The sequence below is a fragment of the Novosphingobium anseongense genome (genome assembly GCF_037482895.1).
Lineage (GTDB): Bacteria > Pseudomonadota > Alphaproteobacteria > Sphingomonadales > Sphingomonadaceae > Novosphingobium > Novosphingobium anseongense.
The window spans coordinates 117,181-131,893 of sequence record NZ_JBBHJZ010000003.1 but is presented as its reverse complement, the minus strand read 5'-3'; the positions used below and the strand labels follow the sequence as shown (position 1 = coordinate 131,893).

15 protein-coding genes are annotated in these 14,713 nt (G+C 67.3%); 6 read left to right on the top strand and 9 right to left on the bottom strand.

Annotated elements, in window-relative coordinates; all coding sequences use genetic code 11:
• Positions 1 to 27: 27 nt before the first annotated feature.
• From nadA to WG901_RS14610, 6 genes are all read right to left on the bottom strand, one after another.
• Complete coding sequence (gene nadA / locus WG901_RS14635) at positions 28 to 1,017, bottom strand: quinolinate synthase NadA (RefSeq protein WP_339587832.1); 990 nt, start codon at positions 1,015 to 1,017, stop codon at positions 28 to 30.
• Between the two features lie 76 nt (positions 1,018 to 1,093).
• A complete protein-coding gene (locus WG901_RS14630) occupies positions 1,094 to 1,807 on the bottom strand; it encodes a hypothetical protein (RefSeq protein ID WP_339587831.1) in 714 nt (237 codons plus the stop codon).
• Between the two features lie 67 nt (positions 1,808 to 1,874).
• Positions 1,875 to 2,552: a DUF4230 domain-containing protein gene (locus WG901_RS14625; RefSeq protein WP_339587830.1), complete on the bottom strand. Its 678-nt coding sequence runs from the start codon at positions 2,550 to 2,552 to the stop codon at positions 1,875 to 1,877.
• Entirely contained in the window at positions 2,534 to 3,406 is an 873-nt protein-coding gene (locus WG901_RS14620; RefSeq protein WP_339587829.1) for an MBL fold metallo-hydrolase, read from the bottom strand. Before WG901_RS14620 ends, WG901_RS14625 begins: the two co-directional genes overlap by 19 nt.
• Positions 3,407 to 3,544: 138 nt before the next feature.
• Positions 3,545 to 3,985, bottom strand: a complete 441-nt coding sequence (locus WG901_RS14615) for a hypothetical protein (RefSeq protein ID WP_339587828.1) — start codon at positions 3,983 to 3,985, stop codon at positions 3,545 to 3,547.
• Complete coding sequence (locus WG901_RS14610) at positions 3,982 to 5,082, bottom strand: hypothetical protein (RefSeq protein WP_339587827.1); 1,101 nt, start codon at positions 5,080 to 5,082, stop codon at positions 3,982 to 3,984. Before WG901_RS14610 ends, WG901_RS14615 begins: the two co-directional genes overlap by 4 nt.
• A gap of 388 nt (positions 5,083 to 5,470) precedes the next feature.
• Between WG901_RS14610 and glpK the strand changes: the two genes are divergently transcribed.
• On the top strand, positions 5,471 to 6,955 hold the full coding sequence (gene glpK, locus WG901_RS14605; RefSeq protein ID WP_339587826.1) for a glycerol kinase GlpK: 1,485 nt from the start codon (positions 5,471 to 5,473) through the stop codon (positions 6,953 to 6,955).
• 146 nt (positions 6,956 to 7,101) lie between these two features.
• Here the strand turns inward: glpK and WG901_RS14600 are convergent, their stop codons facing one another.
• Complete coding sequence (locus WG901_RS14600; protein ID WP_339588418.1) at positions 7,102 to 7,563, bottom strand: DUF1465 family protein; 462 nt, start codon at positions 7,561 to 7,563, stop codon at positions 7,102 to 7,104.
• Positions 7,564 to 7,698: 135 nt separating this feature from the next.
• Entirely contained in the window at positions 7,699 to 7,896 is a 198-nt protein-coding gene (locus tag WG901_RS14595) for a YdcH family protein (protein ID WP_339587825.1), read from the bottom strand.
• Positions 7,897 to 8,113: 217 nt separating this feature from the next.
• Here WG901_RS14595 and WG901_RS14590 point away from each other — a divergent pair, with 217 nt between their 5' ends.
• The 5 genes from WG901_RS14590 (at position 8,114) to tilS (ending at position 13,929) form a co-directional block, all read left to right on the top strand.
• Positions 8,114 to 8,269, top strand: coding sequence for a YdcH family protein (locus WG901_RS14590; RefSeq protein WP_339587824.1), 156 nt, complete (start codon positions 8,114 to 8,116; stop codon positions 8,267 to 8,269).
• Positions 8,270 to 8,347: 78 nt separating this feature from the next.
• Positions 8,348 to 10,621 (top strand): phosphoenolpyruvate--protein phosphotransferase, encoded by a 2,274-nt coding sequence (gene ptsP, locus WG901_RS14585; RefSeq protein ID WP_339587823.1) that lies wholly within the window; start codon positions 8,348 to 8,350, stop codon positions 10,619 to 10,621.
• 189 nt (positions 10,622 to 10,810) lie between these two features.
• Positions 10,811 to 11,833, top strand: a complete 1,023-nt coding sequence (locus WG901_RS14580; protein ID WP_339587822.1) for a helix-turn-helix domain-containing protein — start codon at positions 10,811 to 10,813, stop codon at positions 11,831 to 11,833.
• Positions 11,834 to 11,951: 118 nt separating this feature from the next.
• Positions 11,952 to 12,956: a tetratricopeptide repeat protein gene (locus tag WG901_RS14575; RefSeq protein ID WP_339587821.1), complete on the top strand. Its 1,005-nt coding sequence runs from the start codon at positions 11,952 to 11,954 to the stop codon at positions 12,954 to 12,956.
• A 1-nt stretch (position 12,957) separates the two neighbouring features.
• Positions 12,958 to 13,929, top strand: a complete 972-nt coding sequence (gene tilS / locus WG901_RS14570) for a tRNA lysidine(34) synthetase TilS (protein ID WP_339587820.1) — start codon at positions 12,958 to 12,960, stop codon at positions 13,927 to 13,929.
• 123 nt (positions 13,930 to 14,052) lie between these two features.
• Here the strand turns inward: tilS and WG901_RS14565 are convergent, their stop codons facing one another.
• The gene (locus tag WG901_RS14565; protein WP_339587819.1) at positions 14,053 to 14,706 is read right to left on the bottom strand and encodes a L,D-transpeptidase family protein; all 654 of its coding nucleotides are present in this window, start codon (positions 14,704 to 14,706) and stop codon (positions 14,053 to 14,055) included.
• Positions 14,707 to 14,713 lie beyond the last annotated feature (7 nt).

Below are 14,713 nucleotides of genomic sequence, written 5' to 3'. Positions count from 1 at the left end.
AGCGACTGTGGCAAATTCACAACAATGTCAGCTGCGCGCGCCGAGATCGCCCTGGCCCAAAGTGCCGCTGGCCATCTCCAGCATGGCGTCGAGGCTCTTCTTCGCGGCGAGGCGCAGGCCTTCCTCGATCTCGATCCGCGGCGTCAGGTCGCGCAGCGCGAGGTAGAGCTTTTCCAGCGTGTTGAGCGCCATGTAGGGGCAGATGTTGCAATTGCAGTTACCGTCGGCCCCCGGCGCGCCGATGAAGGTCTTGTTCGGCAGCGACTTTTCCATCTGATGGATGATGTGCGGCTCGGTCGCGACGATCAGCTTGTCGCCGGGCATCGTGTTGGCATATTGCAGGATGCCGCTGGTCGAACCGACATAGTCGGCGTGATCGACGATGTGCGGCGGGCATTCGGGATGCGCGGCGATCGGTGCTTCGGGATGCTCGGCCTTGAGCTTGAGCAGTTCGCGCTCGCTGAACGCCTCGTGGACGATGCAGACGCCGGGCCAGAGCAACATCTCGCGGTCGAACTTGCGGCTCAGATAGCCGCCGAGGTGGCGGTCGGGACCGAAGATGATCTTCTGGTCGCGCGGGATCTGCGAGAGGATCGTCTCGGCGCTCGACGAGGTGACGATGATGTCGCTGAGCGCCTTCACCTCGGTCGAGCAGTTGATGTAGGTCAGCGCGATGTGATCGGGATGCGCCTCGCGGAAGGCCTTGAACTTCTCGGGCGGGCACGAATCCTCAAGGCTGCAGCCGGCGTCGAGATCGGGCAGGACGACGATCTTCTGCGGGCTCAGAATCTTGGCGGTATCGGCCATGAACTTGACGCCGCAGAAGGCGATGACTTCGGCATCGGTCGCCGCAGCCTTGCGGCTCAGTTCGAGCGAATCCCCGACGAAATCGGCTAGGTCCTGGATCTCGGGCTTCTGGTAATAGTGCGCCAGGATCACCGCGTTGCGCTCCTTGCGCAGGCGGTCGATCTCGGCGCGCAGGTCGAGGCCGGTGAGATTCACGTTCTGGACGGTCATCGGAAGCTTTTCATCCCTCGGATCTTTGCCGGGCAGATAGGGACTGACGGCGCGGTTCCCAAGGAGAAAATGCGGCTCAGACGACCACCATGCCCTCGGCCAGCGCGATCCAGGCGGGTATCCGCGCCACGGCTTCGACCACCACATGCGAGAGCGTGACCACCAGCATGGCCGCCAGGGTCGCAGGATGGACATGGCCGAGCACCTTGCGATCGTGCCGCATGACGATGGCGAAGACGCCGAGCTGGATCGCCAGGACCAGCCATTCGCCCCAGGGCATGATGAAAGGCATCGGCAGAAGCCGTCCCAGCGCCGGCTCCATGATCATGATCAGCGCGCCGAGCATCAGCCGGCGATGCCATTCGGTCTGCCGCCGGCGCACCACCGCGAAGGCGACCAGCGCCGCGAAGAAGGCAATGCCGATCTGGGTGAGCGCGAGGAAATAGCCGGGCGAGAAGAACGGCGGCTGGCGCCCCGTCTCGATCGCGCGCAGCCCGGCGTAGGAACCCGTGACGACCACGGCCGCGGCGAGCAGGACGCCGATCCAGCCGAGCCGGCGATGGAGCGCCAGGTTGTCGCGCTGGATCAGCGCGGCCTGGACGATCGACAGCCCCAGCCAGGACAGCATGACGAGGCCGTGCAGATGAACGTGGATCGGCGCCTGCGCGGGCTGGACGAAGCCGCGCAAGGCGAACTGCGCGAAACCGAAGACGATGAACACGGCGATGCCGATCATCATCTTCTGCCAGAACGATTGATCGACGGCCGTTGCCGGCGCGAGCGTTGCCATGATGAAGTCCCCCAACCCCAATTGTGCCGCGGATATTACCGCAGACCGGACCGGAGACAAAGGGCTTTCAGCCGGGCGCGGGCTCGCCGTCGAAGCGCACTTCGACCGTCACCGCGCCGAAGCCCGCGACCTGGAGCGGGATCGCCAGGTTCTGGCGCACGGCCTCCTTGGCGGCGGCGCGGGCGAGGCCCATCAGCACGGGGTTCGCCGCCTCGGCCGCGGCCTGGCGCTCGGCGAGCTGGGTGTTGGCCTTGGTCAGCCGCGCCTGCGCGCCCTGGGTGATCCAGACGCCCTCGCGCAGATACTGGGCGCGCCCCTCGTCGAGATTGGGCCGGCCGATCTGCAAGGCCGGCAGCCGCACGTCCATGCGTTTCGCCTGCGGGTCCCAGGTCAACCGATCGTGGCTCATCACCGAGAGGTCGACCGCATAGTCGACCCGTGTCGGGATCACCGCGACCTGGCGCGACTTGATCAGGCCGAACACCTGCTCGTCGTCGTTCGAGACCACGGGCGAAACCTGCGCCGAGAACACCGTCAGCCGGTTCTGCTTCTCGAAGGCGGTCAGGGTCGTCGCCAGCGGATCGCCCGCCGGCCGGGGACCATAGGCCGACCAGGCCAGCCAGGCGGCGAGCGCCAGTGCGACGACGAAGAGCAGCCAGGGCAGCGCCGCGGCCCGAGCGGGTGGGCGGGCCGCGGCCTTGGGCTGCGAGGAATCCGGGGGCGGGTTCAGGCGGCTGTCGTCCATACGTCATCCGAACGGACGACTCGGCCCCGGCGTTCCAGATCGATCAGATGCGCGAGCACCGAACGCTCGGCCGCGGGCCAGAGCCGCGGGTCGACCGCCTTGTACATCTGCGGCACCATGTCGGCGATCGTGTGCGTGCCGCCCTCGATGTGGCGGACGATCTGGTTCTCGCGCTGGCGGCGATGGCCGATCATGCCGCGCACGAGCTGCTGCGGCTTGGTCACCGCCGCGCCGTGCGCCGGGTAATAGACCCGGTCGGTGCGTTCGTAGAGCTTGGCGAGGCTCGCCATATAGGCGGTCATGTCGCCGTCGGGGGGCGAGACCACCGAGGTCGACCAGCCCATGACGTGATCGCCGGTGAACAGCGCCCCGCTCTCCTCGAGCGCGAAGCACAGGTGGTTCGAGGTGTGCCCCGGCGTCGCCACCGCGGTCAGCGTCCAGCCCTCGCCCGAAATCTGCTCGCCGTCGGCCACCACGCGGTCGGGCGCATAGTCGGGATCGAAGCTCGCGTCGGAGCGCGGGCCGTCGTCCGCGAGCACCAGCGGCGCGCAGCCGACGATCGGCGCCCCGGTCAGCGCCTTGAGCGGCGCGGCGGCGGGCGAATGGTCCTTGTGGGTGTGCGTGCAGACGATCGCGACGACCTTCGCGTCACCGATCGCCGCGACCAGCGCCGCGAGGTGCGCCTCCTCGACCGGCCCCGGATCGATCACCGCGACCTCGCTGGCGCTACCGACGACGTAGCTCTGCGTGCCGGTGAAGGTGAAGGCCGAAGGATTGGCGGCGAGCACGCGGCGCACCAGCGGCTCGAGCGCCTCGGCCGTGCCGACGGGCCAGGGTTTGGCGGGGAATTCCATGGGGTGCGATATGGGGGGATGGGCCGGGGTTGTCGAGGGTGGGGCTAAGACGGCACCAACTGCCCCGACGTTCGCGCTGGACGCCAAAGGAAACCGCGCCGCACGGCCCGCAACATGCACCGCATGTTGCGGCCGGAACTACACTGAATCATAACTGCCTGCCCGGCCAATTGCCATACTCTCCGCAGGCGCATCCGGGCTATCTCCGACATTCGGAGACCAGATTGCCAAGCTCAGTTTACGCGAGATCACCCCCTCATTATCTACAGACGCATCGGGATCGATCCCTGCGACAATCGCGACTGCATGCGACGCCGGAATTTGAAGAAAGTTCACGCCGCCAAATTCGGGTTCGGCGGGAGTGGCAAATTCGATTCCCTCAAGATGCCCGTCATCGTCGTAGTAAAAAAACACCCCTTGCTCATGGTAATGGTCGGATGGGAACTTGCCGCCTCCTTCACCCCTCCCTCCTCTGAAAAACTTCTCCGGTGCGGCCTTCATAATAGACGCCACTTGCTCCGAGCTCATTCCAAATTCGATATTCTGGACGCCCCTCAAGGGATAAATCGTAAATTTCACTTTATGTACCCCTTATCTTTGGAATACTTCAACATTTGCTCGATATATTCATCATATATGTTGCCAAATTTTTCCCGAATATCATCAATATCCATTTGTTGAGCTCCGCGAAAATCGCCCTTGTCAATGAGCTCCTTCTGAAGCTTTCTGTGCCTTTTCGCACTAATCCAACTCCCCCAACTTGCTGTGTCTCTGTGATGCGGGATCGTCATGGGGATTGCGGGGCCTTCACCATATCTTAGGCCATTGACCGAGTCTGGAGGGATATGATTAGCTTCAGAACCCGGTGGTCTTGCCCTTACAACCTGAGCATGCGAGCCGCCTACGGCTCGATACTGGACCGTTGCGACATCAATAGCCTCTGTCGCGACTCTTGTACCAGCCCTCGCTAGGCCCGCTCTGGCGAGCCTACTCGCTATGCCGCCGAATGGAATGAAGTCCGCGAACGCAAGATAGTCACGAAGCTCGCCACGCCCGTTTACGATGTTGATCCCGCTGGCCGCCCAGTTGTACGGAGCCATTCCGGCTCGCAGGACCTCCCCAACTTCTCGGTCGGCAACCTTTGCCCTTTCTTCCAACAACACCCGATTGGCATCGAGTCGAGCCTGAAAATCATCCAGATCGGCCCGAACTGCTGCACTAGGGTTTGGCCCGGCCGCCTCGCGCAAGCGATTGAGTCCCGCCTGCCGCTTGTTCAGTTCGAAATATGTGTCAGCATTGCCAGCTTGCGCCGTGTTATCGCGCATGAACTCGCTGGTATATCCGGCGCTAACCTGCGCTGGTGGCTTGGGAATAGCCGCCTCTCGATCAGGCGAGTTCGACAAGGTTCGCCGCCGATGCCGGGCCCGCAATTGCCTTACCCCGACGGCTTCCTTGCGCTTGCCATCCGATTGGCTATCCCGCGCGACTGTAGCTCCCCAACTCACCGTCACGCCCGGCGCCGAAGTGAAGCGGCCAACTTCGTCGTGATACGGGTTGAACTTGCGCTCTTGTCGAGACAGCCACTCGGCTTTGGTCAGCCGCTGTCCGGTTCGAAGATAGTGATCGAAAGCGAGGCGATTGATGGATTTCTGCTCAGGAATACGGTCGATTGGCATGTGCATGCTCCCAGGCTCAACGGGAACATGACGAGAACAATCCTACATAACAATCGAAATTTACCGTATCGGTTATTTAAACTGGACGAATTGATCCAAAGTTGAGTTTGCAGAGTGCAAATCCCTACGTAAATCCCCAAAAACGGCCAGAGATCGCCCCGTTTCGTCACCCTCGCGAAGGCGGAGATCCATCGTGCGGGTTTCGCCAAGATTTGCAGTCTGGGCCGTCGGGCAACACCCGAGATGGATCCCCGCCTTCGCGGGGATGACGGGGTTGACAGAGCGAGCGTCCGCCACACCGGCCGCCTGCACACGAGAAAGTCTGGCCTTCCCCCGCCAGGAATGCTGAAACGCAGCCCGCAAACCGACGCGCGAGGGAGCAGGCATCATGACTAAGACCGACGACCTGATCCTCGTGCTCGACGCCGGCACCACCTCGACCCGCGCCATGGTGTTTGACCGCGCGGGCCGGCAGCGCGCGCTCGCGCAGCGGGCGCTGACGCAGTTCTATCCGCAGCCCGGCTGGGTCGAGCACGATGCCCAGGAGATCTGGGACGCGACGCTCGCCTGCGCGCGCGAGGTGCTCGGCCAGATTTCCGAGCAAGGGGGCGGTCCGGTAACCTGCCTCGGCATCACCAACCAGCGCGAGACCGTGGTCGCCTGGGACCGCGCAAGCGGCGTGCCGCTGGCGCGCGCGCTGGTCTGGCAGGATCGCCGCAGCGCCCAGACCTGCGCGGCGCTGCGCGAAGCGGGGCACGAGCCCGCGGTCCAGGCCGCGACCGGGCTGCTGCTCGATCCCTATTTCTCGGCGACCAAGATGCGCTGGCTGATCGGCCAGGTGCCCGAAGTCCGCGCCGCCGCCGAGACCGGGCGGCTGGCGCTGGGCACGGTCGAGTCCTGGCTGGCCTTCAAGCTGACCGGCGGAGCCCACGTCAGCGACGCGGCCAATGCCAGCCGCACGAGCCTGCTGCCGCTGAGTGGCGCCACCTGGGACGAAGGGCTCTGCGACCTGTTTGGCGTGCCGCTCGCGGCGCTGCCGCAGGTGGTCGACAATGCCGGGGCGATCGGCATGACCCTACCCGAATGGTTCGGTAATGCCATTCCGATCACCGGAATGGTTGGCGACCAGCAATCGGCGACTCTGGGCCAGGCCTGCCTGTCGCCCGGCGAGACAAAGGCGACCTACGGCACCGGCGCTTTCGTGCTCGCCAACATGGGCGAGACCGTGCCGCGCTCCGACAATCGCCTGCTCGGCACGGTGCTCTGCCAGATCGCCGGCCGGCGGACCTATGCGCTCGAAGGCTCGGTCTTCGTCGCGGGCAGCCTGATCCAGTGGCTGCGCGACGCGCTGGGGCTGATCGCCAGCGCGCAGGAGACCGAGGCGCTGGCGCGCTCGGTGCCCGACAGCGGCGGGCTGGTCATCGTTCCCGCGCTCTCGGGGCTCGGCGCGCCGCACTGGCGGCCCGAGGCGCGCGGGGCCATCACCGGCGCGAGCTTCGCCACGACCAAGGCCCACGTCGTGCGCGCCGCGCTCGAGGCGATGGCGCTGCAGACGCACGACCTGGCCGAGGCCTTCGCCCGCGACGGCGCGCGCTGGACCGCGCTGCGCATCGACGGTGGCATGAGCGCCAACGACTGGATCGCGCAGGACCTCGCCGACATGCTCGCCCTGCCCGTCGAGCGGCCCGACTTCGTCGAGACCACGGCGCTGGGCGCGGCGATGCTCGCGGGGCTCGGCGCGGGGCTGTTCGACTCGCTCGCCGAGGCGGCTGCGGCAATGCGCGGGGCGGTGCGGCGGTTCGAACCGGCGCTGGCCGGGAAGGCGCGCGCGGCGCGGCTGGGGCTGTGGGCCGCGGCGCTGGCGAAGGTGTGAGCCGCTTGATCCTCCCCGGCACGGGGAGGTGGCGCGCGCGGAGCGCGGGACGGAGGGGGTTCTCGACGGAACGCAGCTCTGGAGGATAGCCCCCTCCACCACCCGCTTCCCGGGCGGTCCCCCTCCCCGTTGCCGGGGAGGATCGCCTACCGGCTCGCCATCCGGATGCGCTCGCGCAGCGCGGCGATCGCGCTCGGGGCCTGGACGTCGTGCTCGCGCCAGCCGCAGTCGAGCCGCATCAGCCGCGCATAGAAGCGCTCGGTCGCGCCGATCAGCACGCGGATCTCGGGATCGAGCAGCGCCAGCCGTTCGGGCTCGCCACCTGCCGCATCGGGCGAGAGGCGGCCGTGGCGGCGCAGCTGGAACTCGCTGAGCTCGCCCATGAAATAGGCGCGGTGGTTGAGCAGCCAGGCGATGGCGTGCATCATCCGCGTGGTCGTGCGCAGCGCCTCGCAGGACAGGGCGATCCGCGCGAGGTCTTCCTCGCGGCCCGCGGTCTCGATCCGGCCCGAGAGCATGAAGGCGGCGCGTACCTCGTCCGACAGCACCAGCGCTTCGCTGTAGAGGGCATCGATGATGCGCGGATTGATCGTCACCGGTTCTGTCATGGTCACGCGGGAATAGGCCCGCGCGAGTCCCGGCCGCAACCGGGATTTATACCAATTATCGATTCAATTTGGGACTGTGCAAAAGTGGAACAGCGATGCTGCACGACTCGTCGCTCTGGCGAGTCTGGGCGGCGATCAGGCGATGATGTCGGGAATCAAATAGTCCTCGACGATCGCGATCTGGTCCTTGAGCCGCAACTTGCGCTTCTTGAGCCGCGCGATCTGCAACTGATCGTTCGCACCGGCGCTGGCCAGGGCATCGATCGCGGCGTCGAGGTCGCGGTGCTCGATCCGGAGCGCCTCCAGCCGCTTGCGCAGCTCATCATCGTTCACGCGGGCATTCTCCAAATCGCCGGCCTGGGAACCGCGAGGTTGCCGAGGCCGGAAAAGGCAACATCCCCACTCAACGCAGACTCGCCGCGTTTCGCCGAAATGTCACATTTACCACCTTCGCAAGATAGGCCGATTATGGTTGTCTGACAATCGCGCCGCACCCCTCGGGAACGAGTCGCTTCCCGGATGGTCGGCCCGATAAGGAGGACCAACCCAAATGGACGCATCGCATCTCAGCGCCCTGCAGCACAAGCATGCGGGCCTGGAACGGCAGATCCAGGCCGAATTGAACCGCCCTTTACCGGATGATACGGTCATTCAGTCGCTGAAGAAGCGCAAGCTCCGCATCAAGGAAGAGCTCTCCCATATCTAACGGACTTTTTGCAGCGAGAATGGTTGCGCAGGTCCGTGCCGCGTTTCCAAAGCCGTAGCTTTGGGCTAGTCGAGGCGCATGACCAGCGCAGCCGTCGCCGCCGCAAGAACGATCCTCAACCGCCTGCACGAGGTCATGGCCTCGCGCAGCCACGCCCAGGCCAAGCTCAACACCGTCGTCGAGGTGATCGGCGAGGGCCTCGATAGCGAGGTCTGCTCGATCTATCTGCTGCGCGAGGGCATGCTCGAGCTGTTCGCCACGCGTGGCCTGGCGCAGGAAGCCGTGCACGTCACGCGCATGGCGATCGGCGAAGGCCTGGTCGGCACGATCGCCGACAATATCGAAACGCTGAACCTCGCCGAGGCGGCGGCCCATCCCGACTTCATGTATCGCCCCGAAACGGGCGAGGACAAGTTCCACTCGTTCGCTGGCGTGCCGATCGTGCGCAAGGAGCGCTGCGTCGGCGTGCTCGGCGTCCAGCACGTCGAACCGCGCCGCTACGAAGAGGTCGAGATCGAGGCGCTGCAGACCGTGGCGATGGTCCTGTCCGAGCTCATCGCCAATGCCGAGCTCGTCGACGAGGACGACTATGCCACGACCGGCGCCCACACCGGGCCCGAGCTGCTCCGCGGGCTGACCTTGGTGAAGGGACTTGCCTCGGGCTGCGCGGTCTACCACCAGCCGCGCATCACCATCGAGCACGTCGTCGCCGAGGACACCGAGGCCGAGCGCCAGCGCGTGTTCCACGCCTTCGACAAGATGCGCGAGCAGATCGACCGCATGGCGGCGCAGGCCGAATTCGGCGTCGGCGGCGAGCACGAGGAGATTCTCGAGACCTACAAGATGTTCGCCTACGACGAAGGCTGGGCGCGCCGCATCAACGAGGCGATCGATTCCGGCCTGACCGCCGAGGCGGCGATCGAGCGCGTGCAGCAGCGCACGCGCATGCGCATGCGCCAGATCGACGATCCGCTGCTCGCCGATCGCATGCACGATCTGGAAGACCTGTCGAACCGGCTGCTGCGCATCGTCTCGGGCCAGCTCGGCTCGGCGGCGAGCAAGGGCCTGCGCAACGACACGATCCTGATCGCGCGCAACCTCGGCCCGGCCGAGCTGCTCGAATACGACAAGCGGCGTTTGAAGGGCGTGATCCTCGAGGAAGGCTCGCTGACCGCGCACGTCGTCATCGTCGCGCGCGCCATGGGCGTGCCCGTGCTCGGCCGCATCCGCGGCCTGCGCGGCCAGGTGCGCGAGGGCGACATCCTGCTGCTCGACGGCGACCAGGGCACCTGCACCGTCCGCCCGTCGCAGGCGCTGACCGAGGCCTTCGAGGCGCGCTTCGCCAAGAGCCGCGAGCGCCAGGCCGCCTATGCCGCGCTGCGCGACGTCGAGCCCGTGACCAAGGATGGCCAGCGCATCACCTTGATGATGAACGCCGGCCTGCGCGACGACATGCCCAACCTGGCGCTGACCGGCGCCGACGGCATCGGCCTGTTCCGCACCGAGTTCCAGTTCCTCGTCTCGGCCACCCTGCCCGCGCGCGAGCGGCAGACGCGGCTCTACCGCGAAGTGCTCGAAACCGCGGGCGACAAGCCCGTGGTGTTCCGCACGGTCGACATCGGCGGCGACAAGGTCCTGCCCTACCTGCGCCACGATGACGGCGAGGGCGAGGAGAACCCGGCAATGGGCTGGCGCGCGATCCGCGTCGCGCTCGAACGCGAGGGCCTGCTCAAGGCCCAGGCGCGCGCACTGCTCGAGGCCTCGGCCGGGCGCACGCTCAACGTCATGTTCCCGATGGTGTCCGAGCCCTGGGAGTTCGACGCGGCCAAGGCGGTGTTCGAAGGCCAGGTCGCTTTCCTCAAGGCGCGCAAGAAGCAGTTGCCCGAGGCGATCCGCTACGGCGCCATGCTCGAAGTGCCGGCTCTGGCCGAACAGCTCGACGTGCTTGCGCCCAGACTCTCGTTCCTGTCGATCGGTACCAACGACCTCACCCAGTTCCTCTTCGCCGCCGACCGTTCGAACCCCAAGCTGGCCGAGCGCTACGACTGGCTGAGCCCGTCGATCCTGCGCTTCATCCGCCGCATCGTTCGCTCGCTCGAGGGCCATGCCGTCGATCTCACGGTCTGCGGCGAGATGGGCGGCCGCCAGCTCGAAGCGCTGGCGCTGCTCGGCGTCGGCATCCGCCGGCTGTCGATCACCCCCGCGGCGATCGGGCCGATCAAGGAACTGGTCCGCAAGATCGACCTCGGCGGGATCCAGGCGGCGATGGACGGCTGGCTGGACGCGCCGCCGCCGAACCTGCGCGCCGCGCTCGAGGACTGGACCTGCCGTCACGGCATAACCTGCGACTGATCGCGCATGCCCGTCCGCCCGGCCGCACGCGCTTGTGCGCAACCCGCGGATCGACCAGGGGCGGGCTTGACTTGGCGGACGGGAGCGCGTTTCTCTGCGGCTCAGCACGGGCGCAAGCTTTGAACTCCGATCGGGACCCGGATGGCCGAACAGGATCTACATACGCCGCAGGTACCTTTCGATTTCCCGATGAGCGTGGGCGCACGACTGCGCCTCGCCCGTGAGAAGCAGCGGCTGAGCCGCGCAGATATCGCCGCACGCACCAAGATCGCCGAGCGCCATCTCGCCGCGATCGAGGAAGAGCGCTTCGCCGATCTCGCCTCGAGCACCTACGCCGTCGGCTTTTCGCGCGCCTATGCCCGCGCCGTGGGTATCGACGAGCGCGAGATCGCACAGGCCGTGCGCGTCGAACTGAACATGATCGACGAGGTCGAGACCCCGTCCAAACCGACCTTCGAGCCCGGCGACCCGGCCCGCGTGCCCAGCGTGCGTCTCGCCTGGGTGGCTGGCGCTGCCGCGCTTGCGGTCGTGGTCGCCGTGGTCGTATTCTGGGGAAGCTACATCTTCCCGGCCGTGTCGCTGCCCGACCTGATCAAGGATGCGCCCCCGCCCGCCGCCAAGAAGGTGGTGACCGCAGCACCGGTTGCGGCGGCGCCGACGGCACAGGGCGCGGTCGTGATCACCGCGAAGGAAGCCGGCGTCTGGGTGCGGATCACCGATGCCAGCGGCAAGAAGCTGCTCGAGAAGCAGCTTGCGCAAGGCGAAAGCTTCACCATTCCCGCCGACGCGGCCGAGCCCAAGCTGCGCACCGGCTGGCCCGATGCGCTGGCAGTGACAATCGGCGGACAACCGGTCGCGCCGCTCGCGGACAAGCGCGTGGTCACCACCGTGCCCGTCTCGGCCGCAGCCCTGCTCGCGCGCGGCCTACCGGTTCCGGCTCCCGTCGCGCCGCAGGCGCCTGCCCAGGCCGTGACGGCGCCCGCGCAGACCGCACCCGCTCCGCCCCCCGCGGCAACGCAGCGCAGCACGCCCGTTCCGGCAGCCCGGCCCACCACGCCCGTCGCCCGCCCCTCCGCGGCACCGACCGCGCGCGCCACACCGGCACCGCAACCTTCGCCCCGCGCGACGCGTCCGCCGCTGACGCTGCCGCCGATCACGCCGGAGCCGGCCCCCGCCGCACCGGCGGCCGAAGCTTCCCCAGCTTCACAATAACCAAGGCTCGACAGCGGGGCGTCGCTGCGGCAATCAGCTTGTGCGACCGTATGGTTAATGCTCGGTTCGGTCGCATGCTGGCAGGCCGTGGCCTGAGGATACGGGAACAGGTGCGATAATGACGACATGGCTCGGGCGGGTGCGCCCGGTGAAGGCGGCGACACTGTCCGCCCTGGCGGTGGTGCTGATCGGTTCGGCCCAGGTGGCCTTCGTGACTCCCGCCTTCGCGCAGGACACCATGGCCGAGGCGCGGATCCGCAAGATGGAAGCCGAAATCCGCGCGCTGCAGCGGCAGGTCTTCCCAGGCGGCGACGGCAAGTTCTTCACACCCGAGATCGGCTCCGGCCAGATTACGACGGCCACCCCCAACGCGCCCGCGAGCACACCCGTCACCGATCTGCTGACGCGGATGGAGACGCTGGAGACGCAGCTCCAGCGGCTGACCGCGCAGGTCGAGCAGACCGCAAACCGCGTGGCGCTGATCGAGGCGCGCCTGGGTCCGGCGCCGACCGATGCCGCGCCGGCGATCACCGTGCCCACGCCCGCGCCGGTTGCCGCCGTCGCGACGCCTGCTCCCACGCCAGCCGCGGTCGTCACCCCGACTCCGAAGCCGACTCCCGCGGCAACGCCGGTCGCGACGCGCCCCGCTGCGTCAACGGCGGCCGCCAGCGGCCCGGCCTCGGCCCAGCGCGTCGCCGCGGTCCGCGCGATCCAGAAGCCCGCGACCAACGACACGGGCGAGGACGAATATTCCTACGGCTTCCGTCTCTGGGAAGCGAAGTTCTATCCCGAAGCGCAGCAGCAGCTGAAGATGTACGTGGATCGCTACCCGCGCCACGCGAAGATCAGCTATGCGCGCAACCTGCTCGGCCGTGCCTATCTCGACGACGGCAAGCCGCGCGATGCGGCGACCTGGTTCCTGCAGAACTTCCAATCGGACAAGACCGGCGCGCGCGCCTCGGACAGCCTGCTGCTGCTCGCGGAATCGATGCGCCAGCTCAAGGACACCAGCCGCGCCTGCATCGCCCTCGCCGAATTCGCCGAGACCTATGCGAGCGAGGCCGCCGGACGGCTCAAGAGCCAGTACGACGTCACCCGCAACGGGGTGAAGTGCACCAAGTAAGGTGGCGGCTCTCGATCCCGCGCTGATCGGCCGCTTCGTTCGGGACCTGGAAGCGCTGCGGCGCGAGCCGGGCAAGCTGGGCCTCGCGGTCTCGGGCGGTCCAGACAGCCTGGCGCTGTTGCTGCTCGCCGCCGAGGCGCTGCCGGGCGCGATCGAAGCGGCAACGGTCGATCACGGTCTGCGCGCCGAAAGCGCCGCCGAAGCCACCGAGGTCGCGCAGCTGTGCGCTCAGCTCGGCGTGCCGCACGCAGTGCTTGCCGTCACCGTGGCTCATGGCAACGTCCAATCCGAAGCGCGGGCCGCGCGCTATGCGGCGCTCGCCGAATGGGCTGCGGCGCGCGGGCTCGATGCGGTGCTGACCGCGCATCATGCCGACGACCAGGCCGAGACGCTGCTGCTGCGGCTCAACCGCGCGAGCGGTGTCGCCGGGCTCGCAGGCGCGCGCGCACGCGGCCAGGTGCCAGGCACCGACATTTCGCTGCTTCGTCCGCTGCTCGCCTGGCGCAAGGCCGAGCTTGAGGCATTCGTCGCCGCGGCGGGCGTCACCGCCGCACAGGATCCGAGCAATGCCGACGATCGCTTCGATCGCGCGCGGCTGCGCAAGGCGCTGGCCGAAGCGGACTGGCTAGACGTTTCCGCCGTGGCCGAGAGCGCGGGCCATCTCGCCGACGCCGATGCCGCGCTCGACTGGGCGGCGCGGCGCGAGTGGAGCGAATGCGTCTCGGCCGAAGGCCTCGGTGTGACCTACCGTCCCCAGGCGCCGCGCGCGATCGCGCTGCGCGTACTGACGCGGATCGTCGTGCAGATGGACGGCGAGGAACCGCGCGGCAGCGCCGTGGCGCGGCTGTTCGACAGGCTGCTGGCAGGCGAGACCGCCTCGATCGGCAGCCTCGTCGTGCGGCCCGCGCGCGGCGTGTGGACTTTCATGAAAGCGCCGGTGCGGCGGGCGCCGAAGAAAGATCCTCCCCTGTAAGGGGAGGGGGACCGCTCGCGAAGCGAGTGGGGGAGGGGTGTCACGTCATCGAGAGGGGAACACCCCTCCGTCATTCACTACATGAATGCCACCTCCCCTTGCAGGGGAGGATCTCGAGAAAACTCAGCTCGTCAGCGAATCGCCCATGCCGACTTGCTTGCCGCGGGTGATGTAGACCTTGTCGCCGACCTTGGTGGTCTCGAACACCTTCTTGGCGAATTCGAGCGGCATCGAGATGCAGCCGTGGCTGGCATAGCCCCAGCGCACGTTGCTCGCGTGGAGCGCGACGCCGTCGTTGGTCAGTCGCTGCATATAGGGCATCTCGGCATCATAGAGGTTCGAGGTGTGCTGCGCCTTCTTCTGCATGATCGGGAAGACGCCGAGAGGGGTCGGCTTGTCCTGGGTGCCGAGCAGCACGGCCGAGGCACCGATCTCGTAGCCGCCCTTGAAGATCGAGAGCACGCGCGCATCGAGATCGACCGTGACGACGATCGGACCGTCGGGCACGTCCTTGTCGTCCCAGTGCCATTCGCCGTACTTGATCGCGCCCTCGATCGGCAGGATGCGCTTGATCGTGAAGCCCTCGTCGACCGCTGGGCTCGCGCTAGCCGCAGGCACGGGCGTGGCCGGGGCCGCCGCTGCCACCTGAACCGCAGCGCCCTTCCGTGCCACCGGCGGCGCCTTGTCCTGATGCGCGACGATCATCGTTCCGGCCACCGCGACCAGGCCGACGACAGCGGCTCCCAGCAGGACTCGTCCGTTGATCAGGCTCGGCATCGCGCGT